The 14,697-nt window shown below is 59.1% G+C and carries 15 protein-coding genes; 9 read left to right on the top strand and 6 right to left on the bottom strand.

The genetic code is table 11. From position 1 onward, the window contains the following. Positions 1-6: 6 nt before the first annotated feature. Both FHT28_RS07195 and FHT28_RS07190 read right to left on the bottom strand, forming a co-directional pair. The gene (locus FHT28_RS07195) at positions 7-639 is read right to left on the bottom strand and encodes a CatB-related O-acetyltransferase (RefSeq protein WP_168595846.1); all 633 of its coding nucleotides are present in this window, start codon (positions 637-639) and stop codon (positions 7-9) included. Between the two features lie 232 nt (positions 640-871). Then, positions 872-1,672 carry a sulfite exporter TauE/SafE family protein gene (locus FHT28_RS07190; protein ID WP_037202813.1) on the bottom strand — a complete coding sequence of 267 codons (801 nt, stop codon included), beginning with the start codon at positions 1,670-1,672 and terminating at the stop codon, positions 872-874. A 250-nt stretch (positions 1,673-1,922) separates the two neighbouring features. On the opposite strand from FHT28_RS07190, the gene metG reads away from it, so the two are divergent. The 5 genes from metG (at position 1,923) to FHT28_RS07165 (ending at position 6,132) form a co-directional block, all read left to right on the top strand. Beyond that, a complete protein-coding gene (metG, locus tag FHT28_RS07185; RefSeq protein WP_047556750.1) occupies positions 1,923-3,476 on the top strand; it encodes a methionine--tRNA ligase in 1,554 nt (517 codons plus the stop codon). A gap of 7 nt (positions 3,477-3,483) precedes the next feature. Continuing rightward, positions 3,484-4,266 carry a TatD family hydrolase gene (locus FHT28_RS07180; protein WP_047638116.1) on the top strand — a complete coding sequence of 261 codons (783 nt, stop codon included), beginning with the start codon at positions 3,484-3,486 and terminating at the stop codon, positions 4,264-4,266. Between the two features lie 4 nt (positions 4,267-4,270). After that, positions 4,271-5,098: an MBL fold metallo-hydrolase gene (locus tag FHT28_RS07175; protein WP_168595845.1), complete on the top strand. Its 828-nt coding sequence runs from the start codon at positions 4,271-4,273 to the stop codon at positions 5,096-5,098. Further along, positions 5,095-5,586, top strand: a complete 492-nt coding sequence (locus tag FHT28_RS07170; protein ID WP_047556756.1) for a YbaK/EbsC family protein — start codon at positions 5,095-5,097, stop codon at positions 5,584-5,586. Before FHT28_RS07175 ends, FHT28_RS07170 begins: the two co-directional genes overlap by 4 nt. 66 nt (positions 5,587-5,652) lie before the next feature. Then, complete coding sequence (locus FHT28_RS07165) at positions 5,653-6,132, top strand: SRPBCC family protein (protein ID WP_168595844.1); 480 nt, start codon at positions 5,653-5,655, stop codon at positions 6,130-6,132. A gap of 149 nt (positions 6,133-6,281) precedes the next feature. Here FHT28_RS07165 and FHT28_RS07160 read toward each other — a convergent pair whose 3' ends face one another. Then, a complete protein-coding gene (locus FHT28_RS07160; protein WP_037202121.1) occupies positions 6,282-7,136 on the bottom strand; it encodes a D-alanyl-D-alanine carboxypeptidase family protein in 855 nt (284 codons plus the stop codon). Positions 7,137-7,378: 242 nt separating this feature from the next. Continuing rightward, complete coding sequence (locus FHT28_RS07155; protein ID WP_208865003.1) at positions 7,379-7,570, bottom strand: DUF1127 domain-containing protein; 192 nt, start codon at positions 7,568-7,570, stop codon at positions 7,379-7,381. Between the two features lie 138 nt (positions 7,571-7,708). Between FHT28_RS07155 and FHT28_RS07150 the strand changes: the two genes are divergently transcribed. After that, positions 7,709-8,602 (top strand): LysR family transcriptional regulator, encoded by an 894-nt coding sequence (locus tag FHT28_RS07150; protein ID WP_047561777.1) that lies wholly within the window; start codon positions 7,709-7,711, stop codon positions 8,600-8,602. A 42-nt stretch (positions 8,603-8,644) separates the two neighbouring features. On the opposite strand, the gene FHT28_RS07145 is transcribed toward FHT28_RS07150, so the two are convergent. Then, positions 8,645-9,301, bottom strand: a complete 657-nt coding sequence (locus FHT28_RS07145) for a dihydrofolate reductase family protein (protein WP_168595843.1) — start codon at positions 9,299-9,301, stop codon at positions 8,645-8,647. Positions 9,302-9,531: 230 nt separating this feature from the next. Here FHT28_RS07145 and FHT28_RS07140 point away from each other — a divergent pair, with 230 nt between their 5' ends. Both FHT28_RS07140 and FHT28_RS07135 read left to right on the top strand, forming a co-directional pair. Further along, the gene (locus FHT28_RS07140) at positions 9,532-11,421 is read left to right on the top strand and encodes an ABC transporter ATP-binding protein (protein WP_047638110.1); all 1,890 of its coding nucleotides are present in this window, start codon (positions 9,532-9,534) and stop codon (positions 11,419-11,421) included. A 2-nt stretch (positions 11,422-11,423) separates the two neighbouring features. Continuing rightward, the gene (locus FHT28_RS07135) at positions 11,424-13,325 is read left to right on the top strand and encodes an ABC transporter ATP-binding protein (protein ID WP_168595842.1); all 1,902 of its coding nucleotides are present in this window, start codon (positions 11,424-11,426) and stop codon (positions 13,323-13,325) included. Between the two features lie 18 nt (positions 13,326-13,343). On the opposite strand, the gene FHT28_RS07130 is transcribed toward FHT28_RS07135, so the two are convergent. After that, on the bottom strand, positions 13,344-13,715 hold the full coding sequence (locus FHT28_RS07130; RefSeq protein ID WP_037202105.1) for a nuclear transport factor 2 family protein: 372 nt from the start codon (positions 13,713-13,715) through the stop codon (positions 13,344-13,346). Positions 13,716-14,050: 335 nt separating this feature from the next. Between FHT28_RS07130 and FHT28_RS07125 the strand changes: the two genes are divergently transcribed. Next, complete coding sequence (locus FHT28_RS07125) at positions 14,051-14,641, top strand: NADPH-dependent FMN reductase (RefSeq protein ID WP_092573732.1); 591 nt, start codon at positions 14,051-14,053, stop codon at positions 14,639-14,641. The last annotated feature ends 56 nt before the right edge of the window (positions 14,642-14,697 follow it).

Raw genomic sequence — 14,697 nt, 5'->3', positions numbered from 1 at the left:
CGGCAGTCAAGCCATCCTGAGGGCAACCAGGTCACCATCACTCAGGGACGACAGATTGGCTTCAATTTTGTCTATCGGCCAATCCCACCAAGCAATATCAAGAAGTTCGTTGATGACCTCGCTGGGATAACGCATTCGAATGATGGTTGCCGGGTTTCCTCCAACGACCGCGTAAGGTGGAACGTGGCTAGCAACGACCGAAGCAGCGGCGACGATCGCGCCGGCGCCAATCTGCACACCCGGCATGATAGCTGCGTTATGGCCGATCCAGACGTCGTGGCCGACAATTGTGTCCTTCACCGGCAAGTCTTTGTAGCCGAAGGTCTCTGGCTTGAATATGCGGAAAGGATAAACGGTGAAGCCGGTCATGGGATGATTGGCCGAACTGGTGATAAAGTAACTTCCCCGAGCGATCTGCACAAATTTGCCGATTATCAACCGCTCGCGAACGCCGCGGCCAAGGTAGGGTGCCAGTATCTGGGCAGTATCTTCTAGTCTTCCAGAATGGGTGTAATAACTGAATTCGCCTATTTCCATGCGAGGATGGTCAATAACGTTCTTCAGGTAGACCGTATCACGATAGAGGGTGCCATCTGGCAAAGTAATTGGATGGATTGCATCGGCGTCGAGAAGCGGCACGAGAAACCTTTTCTATGAGTTCGCCAGCGTGATTTCACATGGGTAAGGCTACTTCCGCCGAGCAATGAAATCCATCGCGCTACGCAAAAGCTTTCATGAATAATTTAAATGACGATGTTCTCGATACCGACGATATCGGCTAACGACCGCGACGGCGCAATGCGGCCCATCCGGCAACCGAACCTGGTTGGTGGCATCTACTAGACAATTCCGCACTTATCTCGGAATTGCGTCAGGGGAAAATGAGCTTCCAGGCGACGATCGTCAGCGTGACGGCGAGAATGATGCGGACGGATCGCTCGTGCAGACGCGGCGCCAGCAGGCTGCCGGCGACGATGCCGGGAATGGACCCGACGAGCAGCGCAAACAGCATGGTCCAGTTGATCTCGCCGATGAACCAGTATCCCATGCCGCCGATCAGGGTCAGCGGCACCGCATGCACGATGTCCGAGCCGACGATCTCGCGGACGTCCGTTTGCGGATAAAGCACCAGCAGCACGGTGACGCCGAGCGCACCGGCGCCGACCGATGTCATCGTGACGAGTATTCCGAGCAGGAGGCCGAGAGTGACGGTCAGCAAGGCGATGGTGCGCGGCGTGAGCGTGCCGCGCTCGCCGCGCCATTTCCGTATGGCATTCAGTATCTGCCCACGGAAGATCAGCATGAGCGCCGTCAGCAGCAGAAGACAACCGAGAGACAGGGTGATGGTGTGGGCGACCGCTGGGCTCTCGCGATTGACGCCGGCCATGATCCAGAGCATGGCCAGTGCTGCCGGGACGCTGCCCGAGGCCAATAGGCTGACCACTCTCCAATTGACGCGTCCATGCATGCCGTGGACGGCTGTTCCCGCCGTTTTCGTAATTGCGGCATAGAGCAGGTCGGTGCCAACGGCGGTCGCCGGATGCACGCCGAACAGCAGCACCAGCAACGGTGTCATCAACGACCCGCCGCCAACGCCGGTAATGCCGACCAGCATGCCGACGAAGAAGCCGGAAAGGGAATAGAGTGGTTGAAAGGAAGTGATCAAACTCAAAACCACGGCCCTATAAAGCCGTTCGACAGGCTGCTAAAAAAATCAATGAAATTCACGATGATCTCTGTCCTGCGCTTTGGTTCCTCGAAGGGGTAAAGCCGAGGCGGGACCCTGTCAAGCAAGGCACGCTTCTGGAGTTCCGAATGCTGCGCGCGCGAAACTTGGTGTTTCGCTCCCGGCAAACATGCGCTAAAGCGAGCGGAGCCAAGAATAACAGAGACGCAACCGTAAAAGCGGATCCCTGCCTGACATGACCGAAAAGACCCCGTTCTACATCACCACCGCAATCGCCTATCCCAATGGCAAGCCGCATATCGGCCATGCCTATGAGCTGATTGCCACCGATGCCCTGGCGCGATTCCAGCGCCTGGATGGGCGCGACGTGTTTTTCCTGACGGGTACGGACGAACATGGCCAGAAGATGCAGCAGACGGCGCGCGCCGAGGGCCTGACGCCGCAGCAGCTCGCCAACCGCAATTCCGACGAATTCCAGGCGATGGGCAAGCTGCTGAATGCGTCCAACGACGACTTCATCCGCACGACCCAGCCGCGGCACCACGAGACCTCTCAGAACATCTGGAACCTGATGGCCGATGCCGGCGACATCTACAAGGATTCCTACGCCGGCTGGTATTCGGTACGCGACGAAGCCTACTACCAGGAAAACGAAACCGAGCTGCGCGCCGACGGCGTGCGCTACGGGCCTCAAGGCACGCCGGTCGAATGGGTTCAGGAGGAAAGCTATTTCTTCAAGCTCTCCGAATATCAGGACCGGCTGCTGAAGCTCTATGAGGAAAACCCCGACTTCATCGGTCCGGCAGAGCGCCGCAACGAGGTGATTTCCTTTGTAAAATCCGGCCTGAAGGATCTGTCGGTCTCGCGCACCACGTTCGACTGGGGCATCAAGGTGCCAAACGATCCAGCGCACGTCATGTATGTCTGGGTCGATGCGCTGACGAACTACATTACCGCCACCGGCTACATCGAGGACCGCAACAATCCGCGGGCGAAATACTGGCCGGCCGACGTGCACATCATCGGCAAGGACATCATCCGCTTCCACGCCGTCTACTGGCCAGCCTTCCTGATGTCGGCAAAGCTGCCGCTGCCGAAGCGCGTCTATGCCCACGGCTTCCTGCTCAACAAAGGCGAGAAGATGTCGAAGTCGCTCGGCAACGTCGTCGATCCGGTCAACCTCGTAAACCATTTCGGTCTCGACCAGGTGCGCTATTTCTTCCTGCGCGAAGTCTCCTTCGGCCAGGACGGAAGCTATAGCGAAGAGGCAATCGGCACGCGTATCAACTCCGACCTCGCCAACGGCATCGGCAATCTCGCCAGCCGCTCGCTGTCGATGATCGTCAAGAACTGCGACGGGCAGATTCCCGAATGCGGCCCGCTGACCGACGAGGATAAGGCTCTTCTCGCGCAAGCCGACGCGTTGCTGGCCTCGACCCGCGAAGATATGGGCAAGCAGCTCATCCACCGCGCGCTGGCGTCTATTATCGCCGTCGTTTCGGAGACGGACCGCTATTTTGCAAGCCAGGAGCCTTGGGCGCTGAAGAAGACCGACCCGGCTCGCATGGCGACCGTGCTCTATGTCACGGCCGACGTCGTGCGCCAGATCGGCATTCTGCTGCAGCCATTCATGCCGGATTCGGCCGCCAAGCTGCTGGATCTCATCGCCATTCCCTCAGACAAGCGTGATTTCGCAGCGCTCGGCGAGGCAGGCCGCCTCGTTGCGGGAACGCCGCTGGAAGCCCCCAAGCCGGTCTTCCCGCGCTATGTCGCGCCGACCGTCGAATAGGTTTTCCATGCTGATCGATACGCATTGCCACCTGGATTTTGCCGACTTCGAGGAGGAGCGTGACGCGATCGTCTCGCGTGCCCACGAAATGGGCGTCAAGCAGATGGTCACGATCTCGACCAAGGTCCGAAAGCTCGATGGGCTGTTAGCGCTCACCGAGCGCTACCCATCGGTTTTCTGTTCGGTCGGCACGCATCCAAACAGTGCCGATCAGGAACTTGATATCCAGACCGAAGATCTCGTCCGGCTGGCAAACCAGCATGAAAAGATCGTCGCGATCGGCGAGGCGGGGCTCGATTATTTCTACGATACCGTCAAGCCCGAAGACCAGAAGACCGGCTTCCTGCGCCATATCGCGGCTGCCCGCGAAACGCAGCTGCCGCTTGTCATTCACAGCCGCAGCGCCGACGAGGACATGGCCGCGATCCTGACGGAGGAAACAGGGAAGGGGGCCTTTCCGTTCATCCTCCATTGCTTTTCGGCCGGCCCTGCCCTTGCCCGGACGGGCGTCGAGCTTGGCGGCTATATCTCATTCTCCGGTATCCTGACCTTCCCGAAGTCGGAAGAGCTGCGCGACATCGCCAAGACGATCCCGCATGATCGGCTTCTGGTCGAGACCGACGCGCCGTATCTCGCGCCGAAGCGCTGGCGCGGCAAGCGCAACGAACCGTCCTATGTCGTCAACACAGCCGAGGTATTGGCGGAGACGATCGGCGTCAGTATGGACGAGATCGCCGAAATCACCACGGCGAATGCCTTCCGCTGCTTCTCGAAGATGACAAGGGTCTGACAGCGTGACATACCGGCGGCGCTTCACCATATTGGGTTGTTCCTCGTCGCCGGGCGTGCCGCGCATCACCGGCGACTGGGGTGCCTGCGATCCGAAAAACGCGAAGAACCGCCGCACGCGCGCGGCTTTTCTCGTTGAACAAATCGCACCGGATGGCGGCATCACGACCGTCGTCATCGATACGGGTCCGGATTTCCGCGAACAGATGATCCATGCCGGCGTCAGCTCCGTCGATGCCGTGCTTTATACCCATGCCCATGCCGACCATATCCACGGCATCGACGATCTGCGCGGCTTCTTCCATAATTCCCACGAGCTGATCCCGATCTATGCCGATCCGCCGACCATGGATCGCATTCGCGAGGGCTTCCGCTATTGCCTGGAAACGCCGCCCGGCAGCAGCTATCCGCCGATCGTCCGGCCGGTCCTGATTGAAAGCCTCGACAAGAGCTTCACGATCGAAGGGGCAGGCGGTCCGATCCGCTTCTGGCCGCACAAGCAGCTGCATGGCGATATTCACTCGCTCGGCTTTCGCATCGGCAACCTTGCTTATTGCAGCGATATCAGTGATTTCCCGGCAGAATCCGTTGAAAGAGTTCAAGATCTCGACGTCCTGATCATCGATGCCTTGCAGTATCGGTTTCATCCAAGCCACCTGTCGCTGGAGCAATCGCTCGCCTGGATCGAACGGCTGCGGCCGAAGCATGCTATCTTGACCCATATGCATACGCCGCTCGATTATGAAACCGTGCTGGCGGAAACGCCCGATCATGTCGAGCCGGCCTACGACCAGATGCAGATCGAGCTCGACGTGGAGGATGACGATCTATGAGCGAAGACAGCAGGAAGCTTTCGAGCCTGGAACGCGTCGAGCTTGCGGCGCGCAATCTGGGTCTGGATATCTCGATCAAGCGCATGGATCAACCGACGCGGACAGCCGAAGAGGCCGCCAAGGCAGCCGGATGCGCCGTTGGCCAGATCGTCAAGTCACTGGTCTTCGTCAATGCCGATACGCACGGCCTGACATTGCTTCTCGTCTCCGGCGCGCACAACGCCGATACGGCCTATATCGCGGCGACTTACGGGATCCGCCTGAAACGCGCCGATATCGACCGCGTTCGCGACGAAACAGGCTTCGCCATCGGCGGCGTCGCGCCGATCGGTCATCTCGTCGAGCTGCCTGTTTTCGTCGATGAAAGCCTCTTGGCCTATGATCAGGTCTGGTGCGCGGCCGGACGGCCAGACAGCATATTTGCCTGCAATCCGAAGCTGCTTGCCGAGAAGATCGCGGCAAAGGTGATCCGCATCAAGGCAAGCTGATGATGCAATAATCGTCACTTGGGTCACGCGCGGATCGCTGTAGCGGTGCATGACAAGGAGGACGCAGTGAGCGACGCTTCAAGCAAGAAGAGAACGGACACGGCATCGAGAGTGATCCGCGCTTCGCCGCACGCGATCTTTCAGGCATTCGTCGATCCGGCCGCCTTGATCTCCTGGCTTCCGCCGCAAGGCATGACGGGACAGATCCACGCATTCGACCCTCGTGAAGGCGGAAGCTATCGGCTGGCGCTCACATATAACGCGCCGGATCATTCAACACGCGGTAAAACCTCCGAGCACACCGACATCGTTTCCGGGCGGTTCCTGGAAATCGTTCCTGAAGTCCGCATCGTCCAGGCGGTGGATTTTCAATCGGACGATCCGGCATTTGCGGGAACGATGGTCATGACCTGGTCCTTGGACGTCGTTCCATCCGGCACGAAGGTGACCATAATTTGCGAAGACGTGCCGCACGGGATCCGCAAGGAAGACCACGACGAGGGACTGAAGTCGACTCTCGGAAACCTTGCTAAGCATCTGGAGTAGTTCGAATATTCTACAATTCTCGTAGTTCGCTCAACCGCATTTTAGTTCCATAATCTATCTTATCTGATATTATGTTATAGCCTGGGTGGGTTCAAGAATGAAGTGCGACTTGCGAATGATTTCAATGGGTTGTCACTCGCAAGCAGAAATCAGTTCGCCAAGCTCTGCTTTGGGGCACTCGTAGATACCGTGGCCGTCGTTGCCGTCGGAGCCCAATAGGTGTCTAAAAGGCTTGCCATTTTGTCATCGCGAATCCGTGCGGTCTTCTCGCCCATCACCACACCGACGACGCGGCGGCCGTTCTTCGTCGCAGATGTCACGAGATTGTAGCCGGAAGCATCGGTGTAGCCGGTTTTGATGCCATCGGCGCCGGCATAGCGATACATCAGATTGTTATGGCCGCGTAGTTTCATGCCGCGGAATTTTATGCCGCGCATCGAGAAAAGCTTGAATTCCTCCGGAAAGTCTCGCATCAGTGCGACGCCGAGCGTTGCCAGGTCGCGGGCCGTCGTCACCTGTTCGGGATCGGGCAGGCCGGAGGCGTTCTTGAAGACGGTGTTGCTCATGCCGAGTTGATGCGCCTTTTCGGTCATCATCTTGCCGAAGCTGTCCTCGGAACCGCCGAGCTGCTCCCCGATCGCAACGGCCGCGTCATTGGCCGAGAGGACGACGATGCCTTGGACCGCTTCCCGCACGGTGACCTTGCCACCGACGCCGACCGCCAGTTTGAAGGGCTCCTTGCTTTCGGCATTCTCCGACATGGTCAAGTTCTGATCCCACTTCAGGCGGCCGTCATGCAGCGCTTCGAAGGCAAGATAGAGCGTCATCATCTTCGTAAGCGAAGCCGGATAGTTCAGCTCATCCTGGTTCGATGCCTCCAGCGTCTGGCCGCTCTGCACATCCACGAGGTAGCTCGCCTGCCCGGCCTCCGCCGTCGAAAGGGTGCCGAAAAAAAATACGGAAGAGATCGCCGTGGCAAGGAGCAAGGAGGTCGTCTTGAACATGAATGTCTGCAGTCTCTGTGATTGGCGGGCCGGACGGAAAGGCGGTCGCCCGGGGGCGTATGAACTGTCGGCTTTCGAAGGCGATAGATCGGGCAAATCTATGGCGGAAAAAAGAGCGGTGCCACAAAAAATGGGTTATCCACCTCGCTCAAATATCGCTGCTGGGGCCCTCCTCCATCGAACAACCCGCAACATGCCGCCGTTCAAGGTACCCGGCCCTCGGCTCAGGCGCCTTGGACCTTCTAGCCCCAGAACCAGGACTTGTTAATTTCGGCACGCGCTTCCGCGGGTGTCACGCCGATGTCCCGAAGCTGGTCGTCGGTCAGATCGCGCAGATTGCCTCTTGTCTCTCGCTTTTCGAGATAGGACAAAAGCGCTGCCAGTGCCGGCCGCAGGAATCCTGGTTTTCGCTTGTCTTTGTCCACGCTTGGCATCACTGCCGTCGATCTTTCGATATCAATTGTCATCTGCATATTCCCCAAGCTCGTCTCATCGGACATGGTTTAGGATGCACTGGCGCTTGCTGCGAAGGAAGCTTATGGTCTTAATGCAATCCATAAGGAATCCTTCTGATGTTCAATCTGGATCAGCTTGCCGCCTTCGTCAGCGTCGTCGATCTCGGCAGCTTCACGGCGGCTGCCGACAAGGTCGGGCTGACGCAGCCCGCCGTCAGCCTTCAGGTGAAGCTTCTGGAGCAGCGCCTCGGGGTAAGGCTGATCGAGCGCGTCGGACGGCGGGCGCAGCCGTCGCCGGCCGGACTTGAGCTGCTTCCCCAAGCGCGCCGTATCATCGAAGCCTGCACCATGGCAGAAGAGGCGATGACGCCTTTTCGCGACGGATCGGTCGGCCGCGTGCGGATCGGCAGCGGCGGTACGGCATCGATCCATCTGCTACCCCGCGCCATCGCCATAGCGAAGCAGCGCATGCCTGATCTCGAAATCATCGTCCGTATCGGCAATATTGACGAGATTCTGCGCGATCTCGAAGCCAATGCGCTGGACCTCGCGGTGGTGGCCCTGCCCGCCGCCGGCCGTTCGCTTGAGGTCGAACCGTTCCATGATGACGAGCTTTTAGCCGTAGGGCCGAAGGGAAGCGTCATACCGGAAGGCGGACCGGATGCGGACTTCATGAAAGACAAGACGCTACTGCTTTACGAAGGCGGAAACACCCGTCGCGTCACGAACGAATGGTTCGCGGCAGCTGGGGTTCGCCCGGAGCCGGCCATGGAGTTTGGAAGCGTCGAGGCCATCAAGGAGCTGATCGCCGCGGGCCTCGGGTGGTCCATCCTCCCGGATATGGCGCTGAGGCGCGACAAGTCCGACCTGCTGGTGACCTCGCCGCTCAGACCGAGGCTCGTTCGGCAACTCGGCATAGTGTTGCGCCGGGATAAGCATCTCACAAAGGGTCTTCGTGAAATCATCAAATCCCTTCGCGAACTCCGAAGCAGCCGGGAACACGAAGCCTAATCTCGATCGAAAAACACCCCTTCGAGCTCCCCGCCTCCACGGTTATTCCAGGCGGTTGCGCCGCTCGATCTCGTCGTCGGACGGATCCGGCAAGGCGAACGAGCCCGTCTTGACCGGGCCGTCCGGCTTATAAGTCGCGATGATGACACCGGTCGGAGAGATTTGGCTGCGCAGGAGCTTCATTGCTGTGGGAACCGCGCCGTCGCCGAACAGTTTCTTGCCGCCGCCAAGCACAAGCGGAAAGGTCAGCAGGCTGAATTCGTCGATCAGCCCGTTGCGAAGCAGAGTCTGGATGAGGTTGCTGCTGCCCTGGATCAGCAGATCCGGCCCCTCGCCCGCCTTCAATTGCTTTATCGCCGCAACGACGTCGCTGCCGAGCGATCGGCTGTTGTTCCAATCCAGTTTGCCGCTTCCGCGCGTCGCGACATATTTGGTGATCCTGTTAAATTGCTTGGCGATGGGATCATCGTCGCCGACATGCGGCCAATGGGCGGCGAAGATATCGTAGGTCTTGCGTCCGAGCAGTAGGTCGAACGGCTTTTCAAAAACCTCGAAAAGCGCCTTGCCGGTCGCTTCGTCGAAATAATGAAATGTCCAGCCGCCATGCTCGAAACCGCCGGACGGATCCTCCTGTGGACCGCCGGGCGCCTGCATGACGCCGTCAAGGCTGATGAATGTCGCTGCTATGACCTTGCGCATGATGTCCTCCGTGCTTTTGGGGTCGTGCCCAAAGGACGTGTCGCCGATTACCGCTCCGACAACACCTCGAAAAAATTTTCGAACACGCAATCTAACGTTCGCGCGGTACTTGTGACCAATTGACTCTTGAACGTCGCCACGGAATCGGCAAAATTCATCCTATCAATAGTTCCCCTGAGATACGAACCCGACTCTGGGACCGCCTCGTTCGAAAATACCTGGATAAAAGCGTGAGCAGCGATTCATCAAGAAGCGCCGCGAAGTCCTTGGCTTCGCGTGCGCATGTCAATGCGGCCGGTTGGGGGCAAGGTCTCTCGACGATCGTGCGGATCACCCATATGACACTGCGCCATCCATGGCAGACAAGCTTCGCCATTGGGGCAACTTTTGTAGCTGCAACGTTACAGTTGATGATACCGCGCCTGCTTGGCCACGCGGTCGACCAGACGCAGACGGCGGTCGCCGGTGGCGCTGCGGGCCAAATTGCCGAGAATGCACTCCTGACGACCGCCCTGCTCCTGCTCACGGTCAGCATCCTGCGCGGCCTGTTCACGATGGTGCAGAACTACTACAGCGAGGCGGTCGGTCATCACATGGGCTACGAGCTCAGGCTCGCCTGCTACGAAAAGATCCAGCAGCTCTCCTTCAGCTTCCACGACAAGATGCATTCCGGCGATCTCATCACCGTCGGACTGCTCGATCTGGAAGGCGTGCGCATGTATTTCTCCACCGCGCTGGTGCGCATGCTGCTGCTGAGCATGCTGATCGGCGTCGGCGCCTACATGCTGCTGTCGACGGATGTCGTGCTCGGCCTGCTTGCCTTGAGCTTCGTGCCCTTCGTGGCCTGGCGCTCCTCTGTCACGCAGCTGAGACTGCGCTCGACATGGCTCGACCTGCAGGAACGCCTCTCGGTACTCACCCGCGTGATGGAAGAAAATCTTGGCGGCATCCGCGTTGTGCGCGCCTTTGCTGCGCAGGCGCATGAGATCCTGAAATTCGACCGGGCGTCGCATAGTGCGCTGACCCTCGCCCATCGGCGTGTCGGCATCCGCGTCATCAACACCAGCGCCATGAACCTCTCCTTTTTCATCGCCATGGGTCTCGTGCTCTGGATGGGCGGTCTCAAGGTAATCGCGGGCCAGATCAGCGTCGGCACCCTCGCCTCCTTCCTGACCTTCATGACCATCCTGCAGATGCCGGTGCGCCAGCTCGGGCTGATGGTCAATGCCTTCGCCCGCGCCTCGACTTGCGGCTCGCGCCTCTTTGCGCTGCTCGATCTCGATATCGCCATCAAGGACGCACCCGACGCAAAGCCGCTTGCGGTAACGGAAGGTGTGCTGCGCTTCGAGAATGTCGGTTTCAGCTATCCGGGTCCGGAAAAGCGCCCGGTGCTGAAGAATATCAGTTTCGAGGCAAGGCGCGGCGAAACGATCGGCATCGTCGGCCCGCCCGGCAGCGGCAAATCCACCATCGCCCATCTCATCCCGCGTTTCTACGACATCACCTCCGGCCGGATCACGATCGACGGCCAGGATATCCGCAAGGCGACGCTGCAATCCTTGCGACAGAACGTTGCCGTCGTGCAGCAGGATTCCTTCCTGTTCACGACGAGCATCGAGAACAATATCGCCTATGGCGACCCCTGGGCAAAAGAAGGCCGGATTGAGCGTGCCGCCGAGTCGGCCCAACTACACAATTATATTCTCGGCCTGCCTGCCGGCTACACCACTGTCGTCGGCGAGCGCGGCGTGTCGCTCTCCGGCGGCCAGCGCCAGCGCCTGACGATCGCACGCACGCTGATGCTGAAACCGGCTGTCATGGTGTTCGACGACTCGACGGCCGCGATCGACGCGGCGACGGAGCAGCGCATCCGCAGCGCCATGAAACGCTTTGCCCGCGATCGGGTAACGCTGGTGGTGGCGCACAGGCTGAGTTCACTGATGCACGCCGACCAGATCCTGTTCATCGAGAACGGCGAGATCGTCGAGCGCGGAACCCATGAGCAACTGTTGGCCGCGGGAGGGCGGTACAAGGCGCTTTACGATCTGCAGGTTCGCCCGGAGGACGATGTCGTCAAGACATCCGGCGGCAGGCTCGCAAGAGCGAAAGGGGAGGTCTGACAATGTCGGAAACTATCGAAACCGAGCGCAACGACGTGCGCGAGGATGGACGTCGCCCTCCCCGCGCCGTGGTCGGCTCGCATCGCGTCGAAGAGGAAATCTTCGGCAAGGTCTTCGACACCAAGATCATTCGCCGCATCTGGGCCTTCGTCAGCCCCTATCGCCGCCAGATCTACATTTCCGTGATTGCCGTGCTGCTGTTCACGGCGTCGCAGATCGTCATACCGCTTGTCATACGCCACGCGATCGACAATGCGATGGCGCCGGGTGCCATCGATTATTCGGCGTTGTGGCTGGCGCTGGCGATCTTTGCGGTGGCGATCATCGTCAATTATGGTGCGAGCTACGTGCAGGAGACATATGTCGGCCAGGTCGCCGAAGAAGTGCTGTTCGACATACGCCGCGCGATGTTCGCGCATCTCCAGTACGTATCGCTCTCCTTCATGGACAAGACCGAGGTCGGCCGGCTGATGTCGCGCCTGCAAGGCGACGTCAACTCCATGCAGGAATTCCTTGAAACTTCCGTGCTTTCGGTCGGCGACATCGCCCTGCTCTTCGGTATCGTCATCGTCATGCTGTCGCTCGATTTCCGGCTCGGCCTGCTGACGCTGTCCGTCATGCCGATCCTCTTCATCGTGCGGCTTTTCTGGCTGCCAAAGGCGCGCGTCGCCTTCATGAATGCGCACGAGACCAACTCCGTTACCAACGGCGCCCTGGCGGAGGCGATCCATGGCGTGCGCGCCGTGCAGGGCATGCATCGGCAAGGGGTCAACTTCTCGCTTTTCGACGACAAGGCGCATACCAATCTCAATGCGCATCTGACCGCGGCGCGCTATGCCCAGATCATGGTGCCGATCGTCGACACGCTGACCGGCATGGCGATGGCGATCGTTATCATCGTCGGCGGCTCGATGGTTCTGAACCACAGGCTCGATGTCGGCATCATGGTCGCCTTCCTGTTCTATATTCAGCGCTTCTTCGACCCGATCCGTTCGCTGACCATGCAATATTCGGTCATGCAACGCGCTATGGCTTCCGGCCAGCGCTTGACCGAAGTGCTCGACGTTCCGATCGACATCAAGGACGCTCCGGATGCCAAGGAACTTTCGCGCGACATGGACGGCTCGGTCGAGTTCCGTGATGTTGTCTTCGGCTACAATCCCGAGCATCCGGTGCTGAAGAACGTCAGCTTCAAGGTCAATCCCGGAGAGACCGTGGCGCTGATCGGTCCCACAGGCTCGGGCAAGTCCAGTTCCATGGCGCTTATCCATCGTTTCTATGATGTGCAGCAGGGCCAGGTTCTGGTCGGCGGTCACGACGTGCGGTCCCTCACTCAGGATTCGCTTGGCCGGCAGGTCGCCATGGTGCTGCAGGAACCTTTCCTCTTCACCGGTTCGGTGTTGGAGAACATTCGCTACAACAAGGCGGACGCGACACGCGAAGAGGCCATCGAGGCCGCCAAGGCTGTCGGCGCACATGAATTCATCGTGCGGCTGCAGGAAGGTTACGACACCATTCTCGGCGAACGCGGCGGCGGGCTTTCGCTCGGGCAGCGCCAGCTCGTCAGCTTCGCGCGCGCCCTAGTCGCGGACGCCAAGATTCTGGTGCTCGACGAAGCGACGGCGAATATCGACAGCTACACCGAAATGCTGATCCAGAAGGCGCTGGTCAAGCTGCTCGAAGGCCGCACCGGCCTCGTCATCGCCCACCGGCTTGCCACCATCCGCGAGGCTGACCGCATCATCGTGCTGCAAAATGGGCAGCTGATCGAAAGCGGTAACCACAACCAGCTCATGGCCAACGGCAAGCTCTATTCGAAGCTCTACAACCTCAACTACGCCTCGTTCGACGATATTCCGGAGGACGAGGTGACGGCTTCGGTGCCTGCTGAGTCGCAGACCTAGGAGTCCGCCTCATCTCGTTCATTCGACCCATTGCGCTCGCGAGGGTCCCGGCGCAAACGGGTCGCCGAAGTACTGGGTCTCGCGGGCCACTTTGCCGTCCCGGAATTCCATTATGCTCACCGAGTAGGATGGACTGTTGTCATAGGTAAGGATGAATTCCGTAATCCAGAGGTCCCCCGCACCAACAATACGCCGCACGCTGAAGCGCTTGGCGTTGGGTTGCGCGATGCGAGAGGCTTGAATGTTGTTCCGCCCCCTGATGCGTTCGCCCGATTGCGGGTATTCGAGCAGTGCATTCTCCTGATATATATCGTGCTCGACATCGAACTCATTTGCGTCCGAGGCGGCCCAGTGCCGATTGAGCGCCTCTCGAATCTCATTCTCATCCATCTTTGCTATCCCAGATTGCCGATCCTTGAAGCCCGGAAACGCCGTGCTGCGATTGTCTTGTGAGACCTGACAATTTCAAAAGTGGACTTGGATCACAGTGTCGTTCTGATCGACGCTCCAACTCCCAAGCGCTCCCGCCACTCGACGGATCGATCGGTGTCGCGATATCAATTGGAATTGAAAGGCGCGCCATTTTGTTGGAGCGCCTATCAAAGTTCCGGAATTAGACCTATATCACTTTTTATCCGATGTTGCGCGTCGCCTTCCCACTATGAATGTGGTCACGGCTCGCATCTGCTTCATTTCGGAGTTGGCTATGGAGGACATAATCAACAATGACCGACAATATCCTGGTTCTCTATGGCTCCTACCGGTCGGATCGCCTCGGCATCCGTCTCGCGAATTATATCGTAACCAGCCTCCGCCAGCGTGGAAACAATGCGGAACTGATCGACGCGAAGGATGTTGGACTGCCGATGCTCGATCGAATGTATAAGGAATACCCCAAAGGTTCTGCTCCCCCCGAAATGGAGCGGCTTGCCGCAAAAATTCGGGGCGCCGATGCTTTTGTTTTCGTCACAGGCGAATACAACTGGGGCATGCAACCTGGTCTAAAAAACCTGACTGATCATTACCTTGAGGAGTGGTTTTGGCGGCCGGCCGCAATTGTCAGTTACTCCGGTGGCCGCCTTTCCGGCGCACATGCGGCGGTCCCCTGGCATGGCACTCTTTCCGAGATGGGAATGATCGTCATCTCAAGCACCCTTGCCGTCGCCAGTATCTCGACAGCATTGGACGCTGACAATAAACCTTTCGGGAGCGGAGGCGATGCCCTTGCGAGAGCTTTTCCCCGTTTTGCCGACGACCTCTCCTGGTGGACCGAGGCAGTAAAACGACAGCGCGCGCACAAGGCGCCTCCGTACTGAGAACTCAGGGTCCCTTTTGCAGGTAGCACGCCCCGAGTATCTCACCTTCATCGCCG

Source organism: Rhizobium sp. SG570, from assembly GCF_012275345.1.
Classification (GTDB): Bacteria; Pseudomonadota; Alphaproteobacteria; order Rhizobiales; family Rhizobiaceae; genus Rhizobium; species Rhizobium lusitanum.
Note: the sequence above shows the minus strand (reverse complement) of the source record. Positions and strands in the feature narration are given on the sequence as shown.

What these genes read in the sequence shown, in the direction of transcription:
- metG (WP_047556750.1), top strand. Translation starts at nt 1,923, where the DNA reads ATGACCGAAAAGACCCCGTTCTACATCACCACCGCAATCGCCTATCCC.
- FHT28_RS07180 (WP_047638116.1), top strand. Translation starts at nt 3,484, where the DNA reads ATGCTGATCGATACGCATTGCCACCTGGATTTTGCCGACTTCGAGGAG.
- FHT28_RS07170 (WP_047556756.1), top strand. Translation starts at nt 5,095, where the DNA reads ATGAGCGAAGACAGCAGGAAGCTTTCGAGCCTGGAACGCGTCGAGCTT.
- FHT28_RS07160 (WP_037202121.1), bottom strand. Translation starts at nt 7,136, where the DNA reads ATGTTCAAGACGACCTCCTTGCTCCTTGCCACGGCGATCTCTTCCGTA.
- FHT28_RS07155 (WP_208865003.1), bottom strand. Translation starts at nt 7,570, where the DNA reads ATGCCAAGCGTGGACAAAGACAAGCGAAAACCAGGATTCCTGCGGCCG.
- FHT28_RS07150 (WP_047561777.1), top strand. Translation starts at nt 7,709, where the DNA reads ATGTTCAATCTGGATCAGCTTGCCGCCTTCGTCAGCGTCGTCGATCTC.
- FHT28_RS07145 (WP_168595843.1), bottom strand. Translation starts at nt 9,301, where the DNA reads ATGCGCAAGGTCATAGCAGCGACATTCATCAGCCTTGACGGCGTCATG.
- FHT28_RS07135 (WP_168595842.1), top strand. Translation starts at nt 11,424, where the DNA reads ATGTCGGAAACTATCGAAACCGAGCGCAACGACGTGCGCGAGGATGGA.
- FHT28_RS07130 (WP_037202105.1), bottom strand. Translation starts at nt 13,715, where the DNA reads ATGGATGAGAATGAGATTCGAGAGGCGCTCAATCGGCACTGGGCCGCC.
- FHT28_RS07125 (WP_092573732.1), top strand. Translation starts at nt 14,051, where the DNA reads ATGACCGACAATATCCTGGTTCTCTATGGCTCCTACCGGTCGGATCGC.